At 57.2% G+C, this 23971-nt stretch carries 20 protein-coding genes; 7 read left to right on the forward strand and 13 right to left on the reverse strand.

What is annotated here, in order from left to right:
- Window positions 1-9 precede the first annotated feature (9 nt).
- Window positions 10-960, reverse strand: coding sequence for a sugar ABC transporter substrate-binding protein (locus RZA33_RS04765; RefSeq protein WP_317506706.1), 951 nt, complete (start codon window positions 958-960; stop codon window positions 10-12).
- 227 nt (window positions 961-1187) lie between these two features.
- Here RZA33_RS04765 and RZA33_RS04770 point away from each other — a divergent pair, with 227 nt between their 5' ends.
- From RZA33_RS04770 to RZA33_RS04785, 4 genes are all read left to right on the forward strand, one after another.
- The gene (locus tag RZA33_RS04770; protein WP_317506707.1) at window positions 1188-2021 is read left to right on the forward strand and encodes a MurR/RpiR family transcriptional regulator; all 834 of its coding nucleotides are present in this window, start codon (window positions 1188-1190) and stop codon (window positions 2019-2021) included.
- A gap of 43 nt (window positions 2022-2064) precedes the next feature.
- The gene (iolG, locus tag RZA33_RS04775; protein WP_317506708.1) at window positions 2065-3060 is read left to right on the forward strand and encodes an inositol 2-dehydrogenase; all 996 of its coding nucleotides are present in this window, start codon (window positions 2065-2067) and stop codon (window positions 3058-3060) included.
- A gap of 86 nt (window positions 3061-3146) precedes the next feature.
- Window positions 3147-3950, forward strand: coding sequence for a 5-deoxy-glucuronate isomerase (gene iolB, locus RZA33_RS04780; protein WP_317506709.1), 804 nt, complete (start codon window positions 3147-3149; stop codon window positions 3948-3950).
- A 100-nt stretch (window positions 3951-4050) separates the two neighbouring features.
- Complete coding sequence (locus RZA33_RS04785; protein WP_317506710.1) at window positions 4051-4794, forward strand: sulfite exporter TauE/SafE family protein; 744 nt, start codon at window positions 4051-4053, stop codon at window positions 4792-4794.
- On the opposite strand, the gene RZA33_RS04790 is transcribed toward RZA33_RS04785, so the two are convergent.
- The 5 genes from RZA33_RS04790 to RZA33_RS04810 form a co-directional block, all read right to left on the reverse strand.
- Window positions 4795-5499 (reverse strand): HAD-IB family hydrolase, encoded by a 705-nt coding sequence (locus RZA33_RS04790; RefSeq protein ID WP_317506711.1) that lies wholly within the window; start codon window positions 5497-5499, stop codon window positions 4795-4797.
- Between the two features lie 69 nt (window positions 5500-5568).
- On the reverse strand, window positions 5569-8241 hold the full coding sequence (locus RZA33_RS04795; RefSeq protein ID WP_317506712.1) for a putative bifunctional diguanylate cyclase/phosphodiesterase: 2673 nt from the start codon (window positions 8239-8241) through the stop codon (window positions 5569-5571).
- A gap of 129 nt (window positions 8242-8370) precedes the next feature.
- Window positions 8371-9675, reverse strand: coding sequence for a TRAP transporter large permease subunit (locus RZA33_RS04800; RefSeq protein ID WP_317506713.1), 1305 nt, complete (start codon window positions 9673-9675; stop codon window positions 8371-8373).
- A gap of 75 nt (window positions 9676-9750) precedes the next feature.
- Window positions 9751-10326 carry a TRAP transporter small permease gene (locus tag RZA33_RS04805; RefSeq protein ID WP_317506714.1) on the reverse strand — a complete coding sequence of 192 codons (576 nt, stop codon included), beginning with the start codon at window positions 10324-10326 and terminating at the stop codon, window positions 9751-9753.
- A 74-nt stretch (window positions 10327-10400) separates the two neighbouring features.
- Window positions 10401-11399 carry a TRAP transporter substrate-binding protein gene (locus RZA33_RS04810; protein ID WP_317506715.1) on the reverse strand — a complete coding sequence of 333 codons (999 nt, stop codon included), beginning with the start codon at window positions 11397-11399 and terminating at the stop codon, window positions 10401-10403.
- 258 nt (window positions 11400-11657) lie between these two features.
- Between RZA33_RS04810 and RZA33_RS04815 the strand changes: the two genes are divergently transcribed.
- From RZA33_RS04815 to RZA33_RS04825, 3 genes are read left to right on the forward strand one after another with little or no spacing between them, the layout of a single operon-like run.
- A complete protein-coding gene (locus RZA33_RS04815) occupies window positions 11658-12410 on the forward strand; it encodes a 5-oxoprolinase subunit PxpA (RefSeq protein WP_317506716.1) in 753 nt (250 codons plus the stop codon).
- Window positions 12407-13144: a 5-oxoprolinase subunit PxpB gene (gene pxpB / locus RZA33_RS04820; protein ID WP_317506717.1), complete on the forward strand. Its 738-nt coding sequence runs from the start codon at window positions 12407-12409 to the stop codon at window positions 13142-13144. The genes RZA33_RS04815 and pxpB overlap by 4 nt, the downstream gene beginning before the upstream one ends.
- A complete protein-coding gene (locus RZA33_RS04825) occupies window positions 13141-14100 on the forward strand; it encodes a biotin-dependent carboxyltransferase family protein (RefSeq protein ID WP_317506718.1) in 960 nt (319 codons plus the stop codon). Before pxpB ends, RZA33_RS04825 begins: the two co-directional genes overlap by 4 nt.
- A 4-nt stretch (window positions 14101-14104) precedes the next feature.
- Here the strand turns inward: RZA33_RS04825 and RZA33_RS04830 are convergent, their stop codons facing one another.
- The 7 genes from RZA33_RS04830 to RZA33_RS04860 form a co-directional block, all read right to left on the reverse strand.
- The gene (locus RZA33_RS04830; protein ID WP_317506719.1) at window positions 14105-15577 is read right to left on the reverse strand and encodes a sodium:solute symporter family protein; all 1473 of its coding nucleotides are present in this window, start codon (window positions 15575-15577) and stop codon (window positions 14105-14107) included.
- The gene (locus RZA33_RS04835) at window positions 15570-15758 is read right to left on the reverse strand and encodes a hypothetical protein (RefSeq protein WP_317506720.1); all 189 of its coding nucleotides are present in this window, start codon (window positions 15756-15758) and stop codon (window positions 15570-15572) included. Before RZA33_RS04835 ends, RZA33_RS04830 begins: the two co-directional genes overlap by 8 nt.
- 174 nt (window positions 15759-15932) lie before the next feature.
- On the reverse strand, window positions 15933-18086 hold the full coding sequence (gene katG, locus RZA33_RS04840; protein ID WP_317506721.1) for a catalase/peroxidase HPI: 2154 nt from the start codon (window positions 18084-18086) through the stop codon (window positions 15933-15935).
- Between the two features lie 257 nt (window positions 18087-18343).
- Complete coding sequence (locus tag RZA33_RS04845; RefSeq protein ID WP_317506722.1) at window positions 18344-19528, reverse strand: toxic anion resistance protein; 1185 nt, start codon at window positions 19526-19528, stop codon at window positions 18344-18346.
- A gap of 63 nt (window positions 19529-19591) precedes the next feature.
- Window positions 19592-20530, reverse strand: a complete 939-nt coding sequence (locus RZA33_RS04850) for a cobyrinic acid a,c-diamide synthase (RefSeq protein WP_317506723.1) — start codon at window positions 20528-20530, stop codon at window positions 19592-19594.
- 70 nt (window positions 20531-20600) lie between these two features.
- Window positions 20601-22355, reverse strand: a complete 1755-nt coding sequence (locus RZA33_RS04855; RefSeq protein ID WP_317506724.1) for an ABC transporter transmembrane domain-containing protein — start codon at window positions 22353-22355, stop codon at window positions 20601-20603.
- A 164-nt stretch (window positions 22356-22519) separates the two neighbouring features.
- Complete coding sequence (locus tag RZA33_RS04860; RefSeq protein ID WP_317506725.1) at window positions 22520-23962, reverse strand: NAD(P)(+) transhydrogenase (Re/Si-specific) subunit beta; 1443 nt, start codon at window positions 23960-23962, stop codon at window positions 22520-22522.
- Between the last annotated feature and the right edge of the window lie 9 nt (window positions 23963-23971).

Raw genomic sequence — 23971 nt, forward strand, 5'->3', positions numbered from 1 at the left:
AGTATTATTTCAGCGAATGCCCTGGCTACTCAGTTCAATGACCTGTGCCGCGTTGTCTTGAGTCACAAACCCTGGGCCGGTGGCAACATCCCCTGCGGGCAGCAGACCATTTTTGACGAACTGATCTAGGAACATGACAGGTAAGTAGCCCTGCATGTACTGCTGTTGGTCGATCGCGAAGTCCAGCTCACCCGCATCCAATGCTTCCAAAATACCGGGTGAAAGATCAAAGGTACCGAGGGTGAACATATCGGTAGCGCCCTGCTCGCGCATGGCCTGAATCATAGGCTCGGCGGCTAGCGTCCCCAGGGTCAAAACACCGCGCACATCGCTGTTCTGATTAAGGTAGGCCACGATGGCATTGCGAATTGATGTCGGATCGTAAGTCGTTGCCAACTGCTCGGCATTGCCGTCAAAGCCCTCTACGAAACCGTCACAACGCTGGTCGAGCCCTTGGTTGCCTTGCTCGTGGTTAACGCAGACACCTTTCTCAACGCCCAACTCTTGCATGCGTTCGGCGGCCTGTCTCCCCGCTTCGTACTCACTCTGACCAACATGCAACCGGGCGCCATAATCCCTGGCCACATCACCACCCGAGTTAATCGTGATTACTGGGATGCCGTTATCGACTGCATTTTGGACAGCGCTGCCCAGGGCATTTTCGTCGGTAAAAGAGAGGATCAAACCATCCGGGTTAGATGCCACCGCCGCCTGAACGAGTTGCTGCATCTTGGCCATGTCAAAGGTGGAGGGCGCTCGATACTCCAGGCTAGCCCCGACTGTTTCAGCAGCAGCCTCCGCGCCATTTTTCACCACCGACCAAAAAGGATCAGAGGGAATGCCATGGGTCACCATGACAAAGCGACTCTCTTCTTGTGCCGGTTCTTGTGCTTGTGCGGCGCCTGTCATTATCGCCGTGGTGGCAGCCGAGGCTAGAAGCCAATGAGGTAGACGTGTCATAGATTAATTCCTCTTCGTATTATCATTGTTAGTTGGTGATGCGGCATCGCATACGATGACGTTATGAAATATAGATTCCAAATAGCCAATCAAGCAAATTATTTATTCTATACTTTGGTATAAATGGAATATTTATTTCAAACAGCTAGACTGCATAGCAACCAGCCACGTTGCTTATGAGTTCATGAGTCAATGAGTGGTACATAAGTTAACGCTAAGGAATTTGTATGCCACAGCCACCACAAAGCTACCGCGAGCTGGAAACGCTGATCACCGCCGAGTACGCCACGCTAAGCAAACGCTTACAGCAAACCGCGCGTTTTGTGCTGGATCACCCCCAGGAGGTTGCACTGGCGACCGTGGCCAAAATTGCGGAGCAAGCAGAGGTCACTCCCTCCACTTTGATCCGCTTGGCCAATAGCCTGGGCTTTAAGGGTTTTTCCGAAATGCAGCAGCTGTTTCGCAGCCGCCTAGTCGATGAGCTGCCTAACTACACCGAGCGGATTCGCGCGGTACGCAGCGCCACCGGGGAAACCCCAGATAGCACCCAGCTGCTGTGGGAGTTCGCCGATGCCAATCGCGCTGTTTTGGAGCAGCTTCCCAGCCGTATCGACCCCGAGAGCCTGGAGAAGGCGCTGGATATTTTTGAAAAGGCTCATGCGATTCATGTGATGGGCGCAAGACGAAGCTTCATGGTAGCGAGCTACATGACCTATGCCCTGGCGCATGTGGATAAGCCTGCGCTGCTGGTCAATGGTTTGGGCGGGATGTACGGCGAGCAGCTGCGCGCCATGAGCCAACACGACGCCTTGCTAACGATTAGCTTTTCTCCCTATGCCGAAGAGAGCCAAAAAGCCTGCGAAGACGCCCATCAGCGCGGTCTACCTAGTGTGGTGATTACCGATTCGAATCTCAGCCCGCTGGCCCGCTTCGCGGATGTCGTCTTCGTGGTCAACGAAGCCGAAGTAAAAAGTTTCCGTAGTTTGACCGCGTCGCTCTGCTTGACCCAGACCTTGGCAATTGCCCTGGGCGTGCGGCAAGACAAAAAGCGCAAGGCCTAAACAACCAAAGCAAGCCAACAGCAAAAACAAAACAGGAGAGCTTATGAAACTCGCACTCATCGGCGCAGGACGCATCGGCAAGGTGCATGCCCAGGCCATTTATTCACACCCCAACGTCACCCTGGCCGCCGTGGCCGATTTTCATCAGCCTGCCGCAGAAGCGTTGGCCGAGCAGTACGCCAGCCGAGCGGCCTCTGTGGATGAAATCTTCGCGGATGACACCATTGACGCCGTACTGATTGCTTCAAGCACGCCCACCCATGCGGAGTATCTGGAGCGTGCCGCCCGTGCGGGTAAGGCCATTCTATGCGAAAAGCCCATTGCCCTGGATTTAGCCCGCACTCGCGATGCCCTTCAGGTGCTTAGCGAACATCCGGTGACCTGTGCGTTAGGCTTTAACCGCCGCCACGATCCTCAGTTTGCGGCACTTAAACAGGCCCTTACCCAAGGGCGTATTGGCGCGCTGGAGACGCTGACTATCATCAGCCGTGACCCGTCTCCCCCGCCTGCCGAGTATGTGGCTGAGTCGGGCGGCCTGTTCCGGGACATGATGATTCATGATTTCGACATGGCTCGCTGGCTGCTTGATGAACCGATTGAAAGCGTCTATGCCGTCGGCAGTAGCATAATCGACCCAGCCATTGGCGAAGCGGGAGACGTGGATACGGCGATGGTCACTCTCACCACGGCAAGCGGAAAGCTATGCCAAATCAGCAACTCACGACGCGCCAACTACGGCTACGACCAGCGTATCGAAGCCTTTGGCAGCCTAGGTATGCTGCAGGCCCAAAATGAGAGCGACACGCGGCTGCGCTACACCAGTGAAGCAGGCCAAGTGGAAGACAAACCTAAGTGGTTCTTCCTGGAGCGCTACGCCCAAGCCTACCAACTTGAAATTGGCGACTTTGTCGCCGCCTGGCAAGAGAAACGTGCGCCACTCGCAGGTGCCCAGGATGGCCTAGAGGCGTTGCGCTTAGCCGATGCAGCGGAGCTTTCATTGCGTGAAGGACGCAAAATTCTGCTCGACGCCTCGGTCTAAACAGACGCAAATGGGTCTTTGGAGACCCTTCATATCGTAAACGGTTAGCTGCCAACAGAGCAGCTAGCCATCAGAAGGAGCGACATATGGCTTCCCTACTGGTACGCCCCACCGCCCCAGATGCCCAAGGCACCGTGATTGACGTTACCCCAGCCTCCGCTGGCTGGCAGCACGTGGGCTTTCGGGTGCACAAACTTGCCAAGGGTCAGCACCTGGAGACCAGCAGCGATGACCAGGAAGTCTGCCTGGTGCTGCTCACCGGTCGCGCCAATGTGGTCTGCGGCGAGCACCGTTTTGAAGATATTGGCCAGCGCATGGATATCTTTGAGCAGATCCCCCCCTATGCGGTTTACCTGCCTGACCATGTTAGCTACTCGGTGGAAGCGACGACGGACTTAGAGCTAGCAGTGTGCGCCGCACCTGGGCAGGGCAATCACGCCCCCAGGCTGATCGCTCCAGACAGCATCAAGCAGAGTACCCGTGGACAGGGCACCAACACGCGCCATGTTCACGATATTCTGCCGGAAACCGAGCCCGCCGATAGTCTGCTGGTGGTCGAAGTATTCACACCGGCGGGTAACTGGTCGAGTTACCCGCCCCATAAACACGATGTGGATAACTTACCCCACGAATCACTCCTGGAAGAGACCTACTACCACCGCATTAACCCTGAACAAGGCTTCGCCTTTCAGCGCGTTTACACTGATGACCGCAGCCTGGACGAGACCATGGCGGTAGAGAACGGCTGCTGTGTGTTGGTGCCCAAAGGCTACCACCCAGTGGGCACGGCTCATGGCTACTCGCTCTACTACTTAAATGTGATGGCGGGGCCCAAGCGGGCATGGAAATTCCACAACGACCCCGACCACGAGTGGTTGGTGAACGCTTAAACGAGCGGACACTTCGCCCGCTAATGTCTCTCCAATGCTATGCTAACGAGCCTCGCTTAATGCGGGGCTTTTTATTGACCGCTAATATCGAGAGAGGCTCATGCTCCCCGAATACTCCGTCATCGCTTGGTTGTTGATCGTATTTTCCGTTTACCTGACCGGCGTTTCCAAAGGTGGCTTTGCAGGTGGCTTCGGCACGCTCTCGGTGCCGCTGATGGCACTGGCAATTAGCCCAGCTCAGGCGGCGGGCCTTTTATTACCGCTGCTACTAGTGATGGATGTGTTTGCGGTGAAGGCATGGTGGGGTAGGCAGTCGGTGGCCGAGGTATGGCGCTTTGTGCCAGGGCTGTTTATCGGCGTGGCGGTAGGGACGCTGCTATTCGACAGCCTGAGCGAACAGGGCTTGCGCTTGACGCTCGGCGTGATCACCCTGCTGTTCGCCGCCTACATGCTGCTCAAGCCCGTTGCCAAGAAACCGATCTCCACCCGTTGGGCATTGCCAGCCGCAAGCATCTGCGGCTTTACCAGCTTTATGGCCCATGCTGGCGCGCCGCCGTTAAACGTGTACCTGCTGCCGCGCAAGCTGTCGAAAGAGACGTTTATCGCCACCTGTGCGGTGACCTTTGCCGTGGTCAACGTGATCAAACTGGCGCCATACATGTGGCTTGGCGAGATTAACGTGACCAGCGCCTGGGCCTCGCTGGTGCTGGTGCCCATCGCCTGGATCGGCGTGCGCAACGGCCTGTGGCTGCAAAGCCGCGTCAACGAAGCGTTGTTTTACCGCCTGGTGATTTTTGCCATGTTTTTAGTCGGCTTTAATCTGATATATCAGGCGCTGAGCTGATTAGCGCTGGCGAAGGGAAACCGCGGGTTTAGTGATGCGCCAGTCTAAGCGCCGCCAACCTTCAACGCTAGCCACCTCAGCGAGTACTGGATCGGGGTTAACCGCCACGGGGCAGTCCACGTACTGTAGCAGCGGGAGGTCGTTGCGGGAGTCTGAGTAGAACGTGGTATGGCTAGGGATAACTTGCTGTTCGGCCAGCCACTGTTTCAAGCGCAGCACCTTGCCGCCACGATAGGAAAAGATACCTTCGCTGCCACCGGTATAGCGCGCGTCCTCATTGACACCGTTCTCGACACTTAGCTCGACCGCCAGCACATGTTCAATGCCCAGAGTGGTCGCTATCGGCTCAACCAGATGGCGTGACGAGGCGGAAATCAGTAGCAGTGTATCGCCTGCCTGGCGGTGCGCTTCCAGGCAGGCCCAGGCTTGTTCAAAAATACGCGGCTGAAGGTGCGTGGCCACAAAGCGCTCGACCTCTTTTTGCACATCTTTCACCCGGCGCCCTCGCAGCGGCGCCAGGGTCATGGCCAAATACTCTTCAAGCTTTAGCTTCCCAGCGTGATAGGCCTGGTGCATTTGCTCCGCCCGCGCCATAAAGGCGTCGGCATCGCTGATCCAACCTTGCTCTATCATCCATAAATTCCAGCGGTCGCTGCAGTCTCCGTCCAGGAGGGTGTCATCAAGATCAAACAGGGCCAGACGCATGGGAGCACTCCTATCATCGCGGGTTGGCGGTGCGTAGGGTATGCCAAAGGTGATGACAGGACGATGACGCTAAGTCGTTAACCACACCGCCGCAAACTCATCCGCCGGTAGCGGATGGCCAAACCAATAGCCCTGAGCTTCATTACACCCCATTTTAGCCAGCAAACGGGCCTGCTCTGGGGTTTCGACGCCTTCTGCCACGGTCTTCATATCAAGTGCCTTTGCCATGGCAATAATGGTTTGTACGATCGTGCGGTCATTGTGATTTTCGAGCATTTCACGCACAAACGAGATATCAATTTTCAGTGTGTCAGCGGCAAAACGACGCAAATAGGCGAGCGAAGAATAGCCGGTACCAAAGTCGTCAATAGCGAGTAGATAGCCTGCTCGGCGCATGGCGTGAGTAATCTCAACGGCTTGGTCAGGATCACGCATAAACTCGCTTTCGGTGAGTTCCAGCCCAATAGCACTCGGCGGCACACCGGCCGTGAGATAGCCAATACGCGCCGTCAACTGGGGGTCTGCAAACTGCTGAGCGGAAAGATTAACCGATAGCCGTCCGGGCAACGGTGTATTGCCTGTTTGCCAAACGCTTAACTGCCTTGCTGCTTCTGTTAACATCCAGTCACCGTGCATGCGGATCAAACCACACTCTTCCGCTAGCGGGATAAATTCACACGGGCTAACCCAGCCCAACTCGGCGTCGTACCAGCGGCACAATGCTTCGGCACCGGTAAGCCGTCCGCTAACCAGGTCTATCTGAGGTTGAAAATAAAGCTTTAGCTTGTGCTCAGTGATGGCAGCGCTGAGCCGTTCGCTCATCACCTGGCGACGCTGAAGCCCATGGCGCATGGCTTGGGTATAAGGACAGGTGCTATTTTCGCGCTGTTTGGCGTGATGTAGGGCAATGCTGGCGGCGTTAAACAACTCGCTGGTATGGTTTACCTCTTGCGGATAGCAACCAAAGCCGATACTCACCTCAAGGTGAAAGATACGCTGCTCAATAGTGATCGGGCGGCTCACCTCCGCCCGTAGCTGCGTCACAATACGGTGTACATCGCTTTCAGTAGCGCCCGCCACCAATACGGCAAACTCATCGCCTGATAACCGCGCCAATTCACCGCCTGAAAGGTCTACCTGCCGCAAACGAGCGGCAACCGTCATCAGTAGTTGATCACCCACGTGATGGCCGTGCAGATCGTTAACTTCTTTAAAACGCCGGATATCCAATAACAGCAAACTAAGCGTGTGCTTTCCCTGCTCTGCGTCATTGCCCAGGCGTTGCAACGACTCCAGAAAGTACGCCCGGTTGGGTAAACCGGTGGTGCTATCCATATAGGCCAGTTGGTGCATATGGCGGCGGTCGCGGCGGCGCTCAAGCTCTGCAGAGGCGCCGGTAGAAAGGATTTTCAATACGGAGGTGGCAAACGCATTGGTCGTCAGCGGTTGACGGTAAAAAACCACCATCACACCGATGGCCTCGCCGTTTATATTATCTAAGCGACGCCCAATCCACGCTCTGGCTTGTAGTGAGGTGCCCGGCAACGACAATAGAGGCCCATTACGCACCACTGCCTCGCGATCGCGGACGATTTGCTCGCTGGAGGTTGACGCTAAGGCAAACGATTGCTGCTCAAGTTGAACAGTGTCTACCACCATACTAACGGTCGTCGCCTGCTCACCTACCTGATCGCCTTGCTGTGGTGGCTGATCCAGAAGGGCAATAAAGCCGGCGTCGGCTTCCAGCACCTCAACCAGGGTGCCTATCAGTTGTTGAAAATAGCCATCGCCATCTTGAATGGTGACTGAAGAGGCTACCTGCACAACGGCGTTTTGCACCCGCTGAGCCTCTTGCTGATCGGTGACATCCGAAATAAAACCTTCCAGACAAACGACCTCGCCGGCCTCATCCAAAACCGCTTGGCCCTGCTCCCACATCCACCGGTCGCTGCCATCACGGTGGTGTAACCGGTAGGTCACTCGATAAGGTCGCTGGCGGGCAATCGCCGACTGCACCTCACGAAATAGAGTGTCTTGATCGTCGCGATGAATGAGCGCTGCAAAGCTGATCAAGCGATTATGTTGCAGCTCGTCAGGCTGATACCCGGTCAACTCCTCGGCCCCCTGGCTAACCAGTTGCATGCTCCAATTGCGGTCATTCAAGCAGCGATAGGCCATCCCCGGCAGATGGTTCAGCAAGGTGTTCAGGCGGCGCTCACTTTCGTGCGCGACTGCTTCACTTTTTCTTAATGCCTGCTCGGCCTTTTGGCGACTCAACTCAGCACCCGCTTGGGCAGCAGCGATTTGCAGTATTTCATGGGCTAACTCGCCCAACTGCATGGGTGAGTTTTTAAGCACGGCTAATAAACCAATCAGCGCCCCATCTGGCGCATAGAGCGCCCGCCCCAGATAGCTCTCGGCACCCAATTCAGCAAGCAGCTTGTCGTCAGGAAAGCGAGATTGAACATCACGCGCATACAGGCAAGGCTCGCGCCCTAGTGCGGTTTCACAAGGCGTACCGGCTAGCGAGTAAGTAATATTGCTGAGCAGGCCAATCTGTGACCAAACCGCCAGCGTCTCCACTTGGTGTGGCTGAGTCACATCGGCCACTAGCACATGGTCAACGCCCAGCACTGTGGCTAAGCGTTCAACCAGGTTGGCATAAAAGCACGGCGTGCCACTTTGCGCGGCTCCCTCGGCCAGCTGGCGAAAAATATCTGCCGCTTCGATTCCTATCCGCATCAGTGCTCTCACCCGTCAATAGCTGTTTCCAGCTTAACTTGAAAATGGCCCGGTAAGGAAAGCCTCTGAAACATCTAAGCATTGATACAAAAAACTTAAATACGGAACAGGGGTTAATATAGTGGGCGTTTAACGATTCATCGCCTCCGGCAGGTAGAGGGCGATACCTGGAAAGGTATGCATGACAGCAATCGCCAGCAGCATCAGTAGGAAGAACGGTAGCGTGGCTTTGGTAATGGTCAGGATATCCTTTCCGGTTAGCCCCTGAATCACGAACAGGTTGAAGCCAACCGGCGGCGTGATCTGCGACATCTCAACCACCACGACCAGATAAATACCGAACCAGATCAAATCGAACCCCGCAGCGCTCACCAGCGGCATGATAATCGCAGTGACCAGTAGGATCAGCGAAATGCCATCGAGAAAGCAGCCCATCACCAGCAGCAGTAAGGTGAGCGCAATCAGCAGCATGGTGGGCGATAGCCCCATTTCGCCAATCGCCTGTGCCAGCTTCATGGGTACTTGGGTAAAGCCCATGGCCGACGTCAAAAACGACGCCCCGGCGATAATAAATGCGATCATGCAGGCGGTTCGCACGGCGGCAAACAGCGAGCTTTTGAATATTTCGCGATCAAAATGGCCGTTAAAGCGCGCAATCACCATCGACAGCACCACCCCCACCGCCGCGGCCTCCGTGGGCGATGCCAAGCCGCCATAAATCGAAAAGATAATCCCCCCGATCAGTAGCAGAACAGGCAATAGCGACCAGGTATTACGCAGCTTTTCGACAAAGCTCATGCTGGATTCATCTTCACCGGTTAGCCCTTCGCGGTTACCTTTAAATAGCGCCCATAAGATGAGATAACTCATGAACATCGCCAAAATCATCAGACCAGGGCCGATACCCGCCATAAATAGCCGAGAAATTGACTGTTCAGTGACCACGCCGTAAACGATCAGCATGATGGAGGGCGGAATTAACAGCCCCAGGGTCGAGGCGCTGGCCAAAGTGCCAATCGCCATATTGCTGTCGTAGCCCCGCCGTTCAAGTTCCGGCAGGGTCATTTTACCCACCGTGGCGCACGTCGCCGCCGATGAGCCGCACACGGCGGCAAACATCCCGCTACCAATGATATTGGTGTGCAATAAACGTCCTGGCACTCGGTTTAACCACGGAGACAGGCCACGAAACATATTATCGGCAAGCCCTGAGCGAAACAGAATCTCGCCCATCCAGATGAACATCGGCAGTGCGGTAAGATCCCAACCGTAGCTAGCCCCCCAGAAGTCGGAAGCCAGAATCGCCCCGGGTGAGAAGGCGCTAAAGAATGCTAACGCTATCCAGGCAGTGCCGATTAACGCAAAGGCGATCCACACGCCGCTTCCCAGCAGCAACACAAGGGTCAATACAGTAGCGAGACTGAAGGTTAGCACGAGGGCATCTCCAGAGAAAACGGCATAGCCTGAGTGGCTATTGGCTTAGCTGACATAGACCTGGCTGACATAGACTCACAACCCCTCACTGTCGTCGGGGGAGGCAGTTGGCTGAGCAGGGTCTTGAAAACTCGCTGGGTCACGAATAGCAATCCGTAGCGCCATGAACAAGGCTTCTGCCAGCGCCAGACACAGCAACCCAACGCTGGTCACGAGTACGAGCTGGGGAATCCACAGAGGAATCGACACAAACCCTGAAGACACATCGTTGTACTCCAGGCTTTCTCTCACCAACCCGATCAGGCCGTAGCTGAGCACAATACTGATCGCCAGAGCGATAGTGAGACCAAACACCTCGAACCAGACCCGGGCGGCCGGTGGCAACCGGGTAATCAGCAGTGTCATTCGAATATGGGCGTGGTGCACAAAAGTATAGGCCAAGCCCAAAAAGGTCGCCCCGACCAATAGATAAGAGGCAATTTCCGACACACCGGTAATTCGCAGACCCAAACGGCTCAATCCCACCAGCACCATCAGCGCGTCTACCGCGCGAAAAGCCACTTGGAGCGCTATTAGCGCACAGATCGCCACCATGCACACCGCAGCACCCCACGCCCCGAGGCGATAGAGTTTGTCGAATTTAAATCGCATGTTCGCCGCCTCACGAAGTGCATGGAAAAAGCAGAGGCGGGGCTACCACCTCTGCACAGACAACACGATGGCGCTTAGTTGTCACGCTGCTCGCGGTAGGTTTCCAGCGCCTGTTTGGCGTCGTCATCGGCGCGCGATTGCCAGTCTTCAAACAGCTCATCTCCGGCTTCTTGCAGCGCCTCTGAAATCGCCTCGTTAGGCTCAGACACCGTGATACCGTTCTCCTCCAACGCGGCCAGGCTTGCTTGGTTATCTTCGCGGCTCATCTCCCAGCCACGCTCTTCAGCGCGTTCGGCAGCTTCCATCAGCGCTTCTTGGGTGGCTTCATCTAGGCCATCGAAACTACGTTGGTTAATAAACACAATATTTTTCGGCAGCCACAGATTAGCCTCGGTATAGTCGCTGACGTAATCCCACGCGGCCATCGCATTACCGGTAGAACTTGAGGTAATCATGGCATCCACCCGGCCGGTGCTGAAGGCGGTGGGAATGTCTGACTCTTCGGTTTCCGTCGGGCTGCCGCCCAGGTTCTCGATGAAACGCTGGGTATTAATATTCGGCGCCCGGACGCGCAGGCCCTCGAACTGTTCAGGGTCGGTGAGCGGCTCAGCGGTATAGATACCCTGTGCCGGCCAGGCAACCGCGTAGAGCGGCATCAGCCCCTCCTCGGCAAACAGCTCGGTGATCATCGGCTTGGTCGCTTCCCACAGCGCGTAAGCATCGTCATAGCTGCCTGCCACCCCCGGCAAGGTATCGATTTCAAAAATAGGGTCCTCGTTGGAGAGCACTGACAGGAAGATTTCCCCCGCATCGATGGTGCCGCGGCGGACAGACGGCTTGATTTCACCATGCGATACCAGTGAACCACCGCTATGCACGGTAATGGTGAGTTCTCCATCGGTGGCTTCAGCCACATCTTCCGCAAACTGCTTGTTGTTCTGAGTATGAAAACTGGCATCGCCGTAAGGCGTCGCCATGGCCCACTCGGCGGCCTGGGCCGTTAGCGAAAAACCGCAGGCGGTCGCTAGCAAAAGTGTGGAAGGGAGCAGTGTCGACGTTAGTGTCTTGCGCATGGTGAGAACCCTCTTGATGGCTATTACCTTGTCTATTGATAGTGTTGCTGCCGTTATGCCAGCGTAAGCCTTGAGCGGCCTACATTCGCTAACGCTAACCAACGCTTTTATCACGCCGATGCATAACGTCATAAGTGGCTAGTGACTATTTCCCCAAACGATTGGCACTGGGCAAGCCCTGTTTATATATTTAGGGTGGATGACAATTCAGCTTCAGCCAAGTAAAAAAGATCAACCGCCTCAACGATAGGAATCGCTATGGCCATCCCCCTGCTTAATTGCGATATGGGCGAAAGTTTCGGCAACTGGCACCTTGGCCTGGATGCCGATGCGATGCCTTATGTCGACTGCGCCAACATCGCCTGTGGCTTCCACGCCTCCGACCCCCATGTCATGCGCCGCACGGTCAAGCTCGCTGTGCAGCATGATGTGCGCATTGGCGCCCACCCTAGCTACCCTGATTTGATGGGCTTTGGGCGCCGCTCCATGGCCTGCTCGCCGGAAGAGGTGGAAGATATAGTGCTTTACCAAGTCGGCGCTTTGGCGGGAATCTGCCAAGCCGAAGGTACCCGGCTGAGCTATATCAAACCTCACGGGGCGCTATACAACGACATGGCCGCCAATCCGGCGCTGCTCGAGGGCGTTATGCGCGCGGTACGTGCTTATGATGCCAGCCTGCCGTTAATGATGATGGCCACCGCCGACCCCGACCCGCACCGCGAGCTGGCCGCCAAAATGGGCATTACCCTGTGGTTCGAGACCTTTGCCGACCGTGCTTATGATGGAAACGGCCACTTGGCCTCGCGACGCCTGCCTAACGCCGTGCACCACGACCAGAACACCATCGTCAATCAAGCGGTAATGCTGGCCAAAGGCGAGCCGCTCACTGCGCTTGACGGAACGTCGCTACCGTTAGCCTGCGATACGCTGTGTGTACACGGCGATAACCCCGAGTCAGTGGCTGCCGTACGCGCTATTCGTGAGGCCTTTCAGGCGCTGGAGACGGTGTGAATCCCATTACTGAAAGAAGAACTGAAAGAAGCGAAGTGCGCGCTGAGACCGCCGCCATGGACGCCCTGATGGTGCGATTGTTCGACGCCATCGACGAAGCCAATATGGGCTGGGTGATTGCCGCCGACCAAACGCTACGTAAGGCCTTTGGTTCAGCATTAATTGATCTGGTGCCCTCCTACACCACGCTATTGGTCCATTACGACTGCCAGCAGATGGATCACACTGAGGCTCTCACGCTGATTAACCAGGCGCTTTCCTGCCTCAAACCCGTCGACACGCAAGCCGGTGAGTTGCACGACATTCCCGTGTGGTACGACGAAAGCGTGGGCCCCGAACTGCCTCTCGTCGCCAAACGTGCTGGTTTAAGCGTTGATAAGCTGATTGAGCAGCACTGCAACCACGACTACTGCGTGTTCGCGCTGGGGTTTGCCCCCGGTTACGGCTTTATGGGCTTGGTAGATGAAGCGCTCGCTACGCCACGCTTGAAAACGCCGCGCCGCAAGGTGGCGGCAGGCAGCGTGGGCATTGCTGAGCGTCAAACCGCGATTTATCCGCTGCTCTCGCCGGGCGGCTGGAACATTCTGGGTCGCACCAATGTGCCGCTATTCGAGCACGCCAAACGCGGCGAGCCACTGCTGCGCCCCGGCGACAAGGTGCGCTTTAGAGCGATCTCCCGCGCAGAGTTTGAAGCCGACGGTGGCGATACCACGCCCATGGAGGAGCGCCCATGAGCCATGCAGCTGCCAATGAAGCACAAACAGGGCTGGTGGTTAAACAGACAGGCCCACTGGCGCTGATTCAAGACGCCGGGCGCTTTGGCGTCGGCCATTTAGGCGTTACTCAGGGCGGCGCTGCCGACTGGATCGCCTTTCGCTGGGCCAACTGGCTGCTGGGCAACGCCTTAAACAGCGCCGCGCTGGAAATCGTGATGGGCGGCGGTTTGAGTTTTGAAACCGAGTGCGAGGTGCGCCTAGCGCTGACCGGCGCAGACCTGGATGCCCAGGTGGATGATAAACCTCTTCCCCCCAATACCAGCTTTAAGCTACTGCCGGGCCAGCGCCTGGTATTCCACCAACCGCGCCATGGTTTGCGCGCCTATCTCGCCTTTCCCGGTGGGCTGAATGCACCGGAGGTGCTGGGCAGCCGCGCCTGCACTGCTCGTGAGCAATTCGGCGGCCTGCACGAAGATGGCAAACCACTAAACGTGGGCGACCGTTTAACCTGGAAAGGCACCGCCCCTGCTGTACGCCGCATTCCTGACAGCCAAGGCCCGCGCCTACCTGGGTCTAGTTGCCGCTTACCCATCGTGCTCGGTTCGCAAATCGCCTCATTCAGCGGCCGCGCGCTTTTTCAGGCGTTCAATCAACCCTGGACAGTGGATAACCGCGCCGACCGAATGGGTGTGCGACTCACCGGCCCGGCCCTATACGGCTCGCTGACGGGGATTATTTCCGAAGGCATTCCGCTGGGAGCGGTGCAGGTGCCGCCAGACGGCCAGCCTATCGTGTTGATGAACGACCGCCAAACCATCGGCGGCTATCCGCGTTTGGGGGCGCTCACACCGATCGCCTGCGCTACGCTGGCCCAGTGCCTGCCTGGCACTCAGGTGTGGTTAACGCCGGTCAGCGCCAGCCAGGCCCAGTATGATTACCGACATCAGCTAACGGTTTGGGCCCATAGGCGCTAGGTGGCTAACGGCGCTTTTTACCCAGCTCTTCGGCGATGGCAGTTAAGAAGGCATCTCTCGAGGCTTGATGCGGCTTGGTCATTAGGCTAACGCCGACAAAAAGCACGCTAGCAACCACGATACCCCACACGCCGGCGGGCAAGCCCAACAGCGAGTTACCGGTGGCGTACATCAGCAACACAAAAATGCTCGTCCCCACTACGCTCGCCAGTGCTCCGGCAGAGGAACCGCCTTTCCAGTAAAAGGCCCCGATAATCGTGGGCACCATGGCCACCAGGCCAGAAGAGGCCGCCACCGACAGTATCGCGATAAGGTCCAACTGCAGCTCGGCAAAGCCCAATGCCATTAGCGCAATCACCGGCACCACAAACTTACCCACCAGCAATTGGCGCTTTTCACTGGCGTTGGGTTTGACGTTGGCATAAACATCACGGGACAGCATAGAAGCCAGCGTCAGCATAATCGAATCAATGGTGGACACCGCTGCAGCCATGATGCCGATCATCACGATCACACCGAGCACCGGGGGAACAAACTCCGACCCCAATAACGTGGGGGTGGCTAAATCCGAACTTTCAAGACCGGGGAACGCGACCAATGCCGAGAACCCCCATAACACCGACACGATAGTGTAGATAAAGCCAAACACTAAAAAGCCAAGCAGCATCTGACGCATTGAGCGCAGCGAGGCGGGCATGAACAGGCGCTGGCTAACCTGCGGATTAGACAGGCTAAAGAAGAACCAGGGGATGGTCAGTCCCAGAAAGGTCACAACGCTGAAGAGACCCGGCCCAGGCACTGTTAGCGACTGCGGATGCTCGGTTGCCAGCGTATCGAATAGCACCCCAAAGCCACCCAGGCCTTGAATCACCAAAAATGCCACTAGCGTGGAAGCCACGATCATCATGATGGCCTGGAGCGAGTCGGTCCACATCACCGAACGAATCCCCGCCACATAGGAGAAGAAAATAGCGATCACCGTCGCCAGCACTACCCCGGTGGTAAAGTCAATCGCGCCATCGGTCATGCCTTGCAGCAGGTAGCCAACGCCTGCGAGCTGAACCGCCGAGTAAGGAATCAGAAAGATGCAGCTGGCCATTGAGACCGCCATGGCGACATGCTTGCTATGGTAGCGGTACCCCAGCATTTCGCTGGGAGTCACAAAGCCAAATTTCTTGCCAACGGCCCAGAATCTGGGCCCAAAAATAGCCACCAGGGAAACGCCAGCAAAGTAGATAATTTCAAAGCCGAGCGCCCCCACGCCACCGGCGTAGGTAAGGCCTGCCAGCCCCACCATCATAAAAGCGCTGTACGTCGTCGCACTGTAACTCAGCGCTGAGACAAACCCGTTCATTTTCCGGTTGCCCAAAAAGTAACCCGACATACTGTCAAGCTGGCCCTGCCGGGACATCAGCGCAATCACGATAGCGATGACGAAATAGATGGCGATAGACCACCAAATTAGTGTTTCAGTCATCGCTGTGTTCCTCAAAATCTCTAGTGATCAACACATTCACCGCAATGACCACAACGCCTGCAACCGCCCAAAACAGGAAGCTGCCATACCACCGCGCCACATCGCTCAACAGCGTGTAAGGCACTAAACCGCTCAGCAAGACGACGACCCATACAAGCCATATCCATTTACTGCGTTTCAATGTCAGCTCCTTTCCGCGCGGAAGTAGTGATTGGCAATTTGGGACTATTGCCCGCTTTTACCGATGATAAAAGCGAAAAATTAACCATAGCGGGTTTTAGCACCCAAAAAAACCCGCATCCTTGGATGCGGGTTTAGCTGACTGACTAACTAGTAGTGCTAAAGCCTATAGTGCTTACGCGACGTCAAAGCGATCCGCGTTCATCACTTTCGTCCAGGCAGCGACGAAGTCTTTGACGAATTTCTCTTCATTGTCGTCCTGAGCGTAGACTTCGGCATAGGAGCGCAGAACCGAGTTAGAACCGAATACCAGATCGGTGCGGGTCGCTGTCCATTTAACGGCGCCCGTTTCACGGTCGCGGATTTCATAAGCGCTATTGCTAACCGGGTTCCAGCTGTTCTTCATGTCGGTCAGATTGACGAAGAAATCATTGGTCAGCTGGCCTTCACGGTCGGTGAATACGCCATGCTTGGTGCCAGCGTAGTTGGTGCCGAGCACCCGCATACCGCCAAGTAGCACGGTCATTTCCGGCCCTGTCAGCCCCATCAGTTGAGCGCGATCCAGCAGCATCTCTTCCGGCTTGACCACATAGTCTTTCTTCTGCCAGTTACGGAAGCCATCGGCCAGCGGCTCGAGCGGCTCAAACGAAGTACCATCGGTCATTTCATCGCTAGCATCACCGCGGCCTCTGGTGAACGGCACGCGAACCTCGTAACCCGCCGCCTTGGCAGCTTTTTCGACCCCTAGGCTACCGGCCAGAACAATCACGTCGGCAACGCTGGCACCGGTGTCGGCAGAAATCTGCTCGTATACCGCCAGCACTTTGGCGAGACGATCAGGCTCGTTGCCTTCCCAATCTTTTTGGGGCGCCAAACGAATGCGGGCACCGTTGGCACCGCCACGCATGTCAGAACCACGGTAGGTACGGGCGCTGTCCCACGCAGTGGTGATCATATCGCTGTTGCTAAGGCCGCTTTCAGCGATTTTCTGCTTAACCACTTCTTCGCTGTAATCAATACTGCCAGCCGGGACCGGATCTTGCCAGATCAAATCTTCAGCAGGCACGTCAGGGCCGATATAACGTACTTTTGGACCTAGATCACGGTGGGTCAGCTTGAACCACGCCTTAGCGAACGTATGCTTGAAGTACTCGGGATCCGCCATGAATTTTTCACAAATGGCGCGGTAGGTCGGGTCCATCTTCATGGCCATGTCCGCATCGGTCATGATCGGATTGTGGCGAATAGAGGGATCAGTGGCGTCAACCGGCTTGTCTTCTTCCTTAATGTCGACAGGCTCCCACTGATTAGCACCGGCCGGGCTCTTTTTAAGCTCCCACTCGTAGCCAAACAGCAGGTCGAAGTAACCCATATCAAACTGGGTCGGATTGGTGGTCCAAGCGCCTTCAATGCCGGATGTCACGGCATTGCTCGCCTTGCCGCCCATGGTTGGGTTGCCCCAGCCAAAGCCCTGGTTTTCAACCGCAGACGCTTCTGGCTCAGCACTCAGCGCTGCCGCATCGCCGTTACCGTGGCACTTCCCGACGGTGTGACCACCGGCAGTGAGTGCTGCGGTCTCTTCGTCGTTCATCGCCATGCGCGCAAACGTCGTACGCACGTGCTCTGCCGTCATTAGCGGGTCGGGCACACCGTTAACGCCTTCTGGGTTAACGTAGATCAGCCCCATTTGCACCGCCGCCAGCGGGTTTTCCATGGTATCTGGCTTGGTTACGTCTTCGTAACGTTCGTCAGAAGGTGCTAACCACTCTTTCTCAGCACCCCAGTAAATATCTTTTTCCGGGTGCCAAACATCTTCGCGGCCGAATGAGAAACCGTAAGCCGGTAGGCCCATGGATTCGTAGGCAACTGTACCCGCCAGAATCATCAGGTCGGCCCAACTGATCTTATTGCCGTACTTTTTCTTGATCGGCCACAATAGGCGACGTGCCTTATCAAGACTAACGTTATCCGGCCAGGAGTTCAGCGGTGCAAAACGCTGACTACCGGTACCGCCGCCGCCACGGCCGTCGGCCAAGCGATAGGTGCCCGCAGAGTGCCACGCCATGCGGATCATTAGGCCGCCGTAGTGACCCCAATCAGCCGGCCACCAGGATTGACTGTCGGTCATCAGCGCATGAACATCTTGCTTAAGCGCGTCAAAATCGAGCTTTCTGACTTCTTCGCGATAGTCGAAGTCGGCATCCATCGGATTCGTTTTGCGATCGTGCTGGTGCAACATATCCAGGTTAATGCTTTCCGGCCACCAATCTTTGTTCGATGTGCCGGTCGAGGTATTGCCACCGTGCATGACAGGACATTTACCACTCATATTTCTCTCCCCTTCTTGCTTTTGTCTTGGTCACCACCAAGCCAACAAATGATGAGCGCCCTACGGTCTGTTTAGCGTTTTGCCATCCACGCAGAAAAGAGAGCGCTGCATTTACATGTCACAGTTTTAAAGCACTTCTCTTATAGTCACAATTTGCTTTTCATCAACGCTCTAATAGCTTTTATCGATCATGCGATAAAACCTGCATTTACGTATCATCATTCACCGGTGATGCTTGCTGAGAGCGGTGTCTGCTTTTATCCACCGGGCTTGTCAAATCGACCGTCCTGGGGCTGCGCCTCACTGCCTTCGCGGAGCCGCTCAATCGACGCATTTCCCTGCTGCGACAGGGTGGCAAGGCGGTCAATCTGTTCATCCAGCTGCGGCAGGGCCTCCTGACGATAGCGCGAGAGATCATCAATCGCACCCATGACCTCGCCAAAGGCCTCTTCGAGCACTTGCATGTCGAGCATCGCACCGGAAGCCCGCTTCTGGATATCCACGCCTTGCTGGCGCAGGGCTTTCGCGGTTCCGCCGATCATTTGCGAGGTGGTGTTATTAAGGGCTTCGACGCGGTCGAGCACCAGCCGCTGGTTGGCCATCGCCATGGCCACGGTCACCGCCACGGTGAGGGCTGAAACGGTGACGTTGATCGCCCGGTCCACGCCACGCATCAATTCACGGTTGTTGCGAATGATGACTTCTAGCGCCAGCACGCCCTGCTGGCTCACCGCCAGCTGCTGCTGAAGGTCAACAATGCGCTGACGAAGGGGAAAGAGCAGCTCCTCCTCGATAAATTGACGCTGGGGATCATCGCCATCACGGGCAGCGGCAGCGTCCTGTAGGCGACGGTCGATCAAACGGCCCAAGGCAATTTGGCGGTTCAGCTCGCGCAGGATGTTATTGAGCGCCTGTTGGTCATCGCTCAGGGTGAGGTTGTCACGCTGCAGCATGTCGCGCCCGCTTTCCAGCTCTTCGATGATCGCGTCTAGCGCCTGTTGGGCATTCTCAAACTTTTGGAAGTAGCGCTGTACACGACTGTCGATACCGGGAATCATCGCCAGCACGCGATCCAGCGGGCTCGGCGCCAAACGATGGCGAGCAGGGTCGAGCCCCTCCATGCGCCCGCGCAGGTCGCTCAGCGCCTTGGCGACCGGGCCGCCTTCATCGCCCTGGTGGGCAAGCTTGCGCAGCGGCGTCTGCAGCATGGCACTACGATGGGCGGCCTGCTGCTGTAACTCAAGCCCCATTTCATCCACGGCGCGGCGCTGGCTAACCAGCGATTCTTCGTCACCTTGGTCGAGGATTTCGTCGACAAAGCGGTCGGCCATGGCCTCAAGCTCGGGGTCGACCGAATCGGCCTGACGGGTACCTAATTGACTAGCGATCTCATCCACCGGCGGCAGGGAGAGGCGACGATCATCATCGGGTTGCTGCGTCATGGGCATCTCCTGTGCTATTCATAAAACCGTCGTAAAGGGCGCCAAGGGCCAACGGCCGTCGGTTTAATCTTTGCGCGCATAGCGATCCGCGCCTTCGACAAAGCGGCGCAGGTCCTCCAGCGCCTTCTCGGTGGTTACCGACGCCTGGGGGCGCGCCGTCTCGATTCGCGCCATGGAAACGGCGGTATCGTCGAGCACGGTCAGCGCCGATTCAATCCGTGCGGAGAGCTCGTTCAGCCGGTGTTCGGTTTCCACCAACAGGTCCAGACGCCGCACCAGCGCGGCGCGCTCCTCCTCGCTCAGCTGCTTGCCTTTGGCTAGACGACGCCGCACGTAATCGCCGTCCACGCTGACCACCCCGCGCGCTTGGGACGCGATGGTGGTCAGCGTATCCACCGCGCCGAGACAAACCTGAGACACTAGGCCGCGTGAACGCTCGAAGGCCAGCTCACCGGTGTGGAAACGGCTACTCAACACATCCATCACATGACGGTAGCGGCTATAGAGACGGTCCGCCAGAATCGCCAAGTCGGGCCGGTCAGCCTCCAATAGACGCTGCTTGGCCCGACACATGGCCAATACCAGATCGTCGGCGCCCTCGGGCGGTCTTTCCGGGTCAAGCACGACCACTCCCGCCTCATAGGCCTTGCGCTCTTCCTCAGCGCGCCGCTGGCGCACCTCGGCCACGCGTTGAGCTTCGCGGCGACGCGCGCGACGTCGGGCCAGCCAGCCGCGCAGCGAACGCTCGACGGGTAGCGCCACGGGAATGGCAACGATGCCTGCCAGCCAGCCCAACAGGCTGGGGCTGAAACCACCCCATAGCGAGGTCAGCCACATCAGCAGGCTGATGAAAGGAACGATCAGGCAATAGCGGAGGATCACCTGCAGCCGACCCTGGGCCACCACCGGAAGCGCCAGGGCAGGATTGACGAGGCCGACTAGCAACCACGGCAAGCAAGTCATAAACAGGCCGTAGGAAAATCCCTGCAGGAATCCCAACATCGATGCGGTTATCCTTCGTTAATAGAATACAAACACCGAGTGTAGAGCAACTGGGTAAGGACGATAAGCATTAGCCAAACTGTAACGCGGCTAAATGACGATAAAGCTCGCTGGTGTTGATCAATTCACTGTGTGTGCCCGCGGCCACAAGCCGCCCGCCGTCGAGTACCAGCAGACGATCTGCGGCAACCACCGTCGCGAGCCGGTGGGCGATGACGATACTGGTACGATCCACCATCAGCCTGTCCAGCGCCTGCTGCACCAAGCGCTCGCTCTCCGCATCCAAGGCGCTGGTGGCTTCATCCAATAACAGCACCGCAGGATCTTTAAGCAGCGCCCTGGCGATAGCGAGCCGCTGACGCTGGCCACCGGAAAGCTGCACACCACCTGGGCCCAGCGGGGTATCAAAGCCTTGGGGCAGAGCATCGATGAAGTCGAGGGCACTGGCGTCCTGGGCGGCAATGCGCAATCTATCGATATCAGCCTCGGGATCGCCGTAGCGCAGGTTCTCGGCAACCGAGCCGCTAAACAGCACCGGCTCCTGCGCCACGAGACCCATGGCACTGCGCAAGGCGGCAAGGTCTAAGCAACGAATATCATGGTCATCGAGCGTAATTCGCCCTTGGCTAGGATCATAAAAGCGCAGCAGCAGCGCCAAGAGCGTGCTTTTACCCGCCCCCGAAGGCCCGACCACGGCTACCCGCTCGCCGGGTTGGATAGCCAGATCGAACGCCTCAAGCGCTGGCGTTTCCCGACCAGGGTAGGCGAAGGTGATGTTTTCCAGCCTAATCTCACCGCGCAGTGGCTTAGCCAGCGTGTCCGGGTGAGCGGGCGATTGGATAGCGGGCTGGGTATCCAGCAGTTCTAAGAGCCGTTCCGCCGCCCCTGACGCGCGTTGCACATCCCCCGCGACTTCGGCCAGGGTGGCGATGGCACCCGCCGCCAGCACCGCGTAGAAAATAAACGCCGAGAGTTCACCGGCACTCATGGTACCCGCTAACACCGCCTGGCCGCCCTGCCAGAGCATTATCCCAACCGCCGTAAACACCACCAGCATCGCCACACCGGTCAGCCAGGCGCGCTGCTGGGTGCGCTCTACGGCGCTGCCAAAGGCTTGCTCGACGCGCTGACCATAGTGGGTTTTGTCCACCGCCTCGTGGGTAAACGCCTGGAGCGTTTTAATCCCGCTCAGTGCCTCCTCGGCATAGCGACCCAGCTCGGCCACGCGGTCCTGGCTGGTGCGGGATAGCCGTCGCACCCGACGGCCGTACCATACGATGGGCAGCAGAGTGGCTGGAATGCCAATCAGCACCATCGCCGAAAGCCACGGCTGGGTGACCAGCATCAATACCACCGCCCCCACCAGCATGACTAAATTGCGTAGCGCCAGCGATATTGAGGAGCCAAACAGGCTCTGCAGTACGCTAGTGTCCGCGGTCAGCCGTGAGGCTATTTCCCCAGCCGCGCGGCCGGAGCTTGCGCTCTCAAAAAAGCTGGGTTCTAACGTGAGTAAATGATCAAACACGCGCTGGCGCAGATCAGCGGCCAAACGCTCACCAATCCAAGTCACCTGGTAGTAGCGCAGTGCAGAGGCTAGCGCCAGCACGGCCACGACCACCAGCATTAGAACCAGCGTTTGCGCTAATGCCTGGGGATCGGCGTCAAGAAACCCCTGGTCGATCATAAGGCGCAGCCCATTACCTAGCAGTAGCACGCTGCCAGAGGCCATGAGTAGCGCAAGGCCAGCCAGCGCTAGCCGTAGGCGGTAGGGGCGAAGCAGACCCAGCAAGCGCAGCAGCACGCGAGGATTAGGGCGTTGATTCATAGTAGCGAGTGCTCAACACAGAAAACGGTTAATGACCATAGCAGGTGCCGGCGCTATGCACACAACCCAAGGAGCCCGCGATTGCTCGCGGGCTCCGTGTTTAATGAATCAGCCATCAAGGGTTCAGTACAGCATACCTTAGCGGCTTATTACGCTATCGAGACCTAATCAATCATCGGCAACAGCGTATTCAAACTATCGCGGGCATCGCCGTAGAACATCCGAGTGTTGTCTTTGAAGAACAGGGGATTCTCGATACCCGAGTAGCCGGTGCCCTGGCCGCGCTTGCTGACAAACACCTGCTTGGCCTCCCACACCTTCAACACCGGCATACCGGCGATGGGGCTATTGGGGTCTTCTTCGGCCGCGGGGTTAACGATATCGTTGGAGCCGATCACGATCACCACATCGGTAGTGGGGAAATCGTCGTTTATTTCGTCCATCTCCAGCACGATGTCGTAAGGCACCTTAGCCTCCGCCAGCAGGACGTTCATATGCCCTGGCAAGCGACCCGCCACCGGGTGAATAGCAAAACGTACCGTTTTACCCGCTGCGCGCAGCTTGCGCACCAGGTCGCTCACTGCGCTTTGCGCTTGGGCCACCGCCATGCCGTAACCCGGCACAATAATCACACTGTCGGCATCGTTTAAGGCACTGGCTACGCCAGCGGCGTCAATCGCCACCTGCTCACCTTCGATTTCCGCTGCGGGCCCCTGGGTGCCGCCAAAGCCACCCAAAATGACGTTAATGAAGTTGCGGTTCATCGCTTTACACATGATGTACGACAGAATCGCACCCGATGAGCCCACCAGCGCACCGGTGACAATCAACAGGTCATTGGAGAGCGTAAAGCCGACCGCTGCCGCCGCCCAGCCGGAGTAGCTGTTGAGCATCGAGACCACCACCGGCATATCGGCACCGCCGATACCCATAATCAGGTGATAGCCGATAAAGAACGCTAGCGCCGCGAGGACTAACAGCGTCCAGAAGCCTGCGCCGTTGAGATACAAAATTGCCAATAGCAGCGACAGCGCGGCCGCCCCAGCGTTGAGCATATGCCCGCCGGGCAGTTGGCGTGGTTTACCGTCGACTTTACCTGCCAGCTTGCCAAACGCTATTACCGAGCCGGTGAAGGTCACCGCGCCGATAAAGATGGCGAAAACAACCTCAATTTGCAGAAAGGTGAGTTCGTCTGGGGCCTTGGTGGCGACCAGCGCAGCAAAAGCAGAAAACTCCTGCGCGGCGCCCTCCACTGCCTGCGCCGCCATGACCCGGCGGCGTTCTAAGTCCGCGCTCCAGGCTACAAACACAGCGGCTAAACCCACAAAGCTGTGCAGCGCCGCCACTAGCTGAGGCATTTCGGTCATCTCGACCTTGCCCGCTACGTAAACACCGATGCCTGCCCCAATCACCATCATCGGAATCAGCCACCAGTAGCCGCCAATACCCGGGCCTAAAGCGGTAAAGAACACCGCCACCGCCATGCCCACAATGCCGTACCACACGGCTCGTTTGGCTTTTTCTTGGTTACTCAGGCCGCCCAGCGACAGAATAAACAGCACACTCGCCGCGATTGCCGCGGCAGATACGAATCCTTGTCCTAACATATCGTCTCT

The organism is Halovibrio sp. HP20-59 (assembly GCF_033052795.2).
In the GTDB taxonomy this organism is placed as follows: Bacteria; Pseudomonadota; Gammaproteobacteria; order Pseudomonadales; family Halomonadaceae; genus Vreelandella.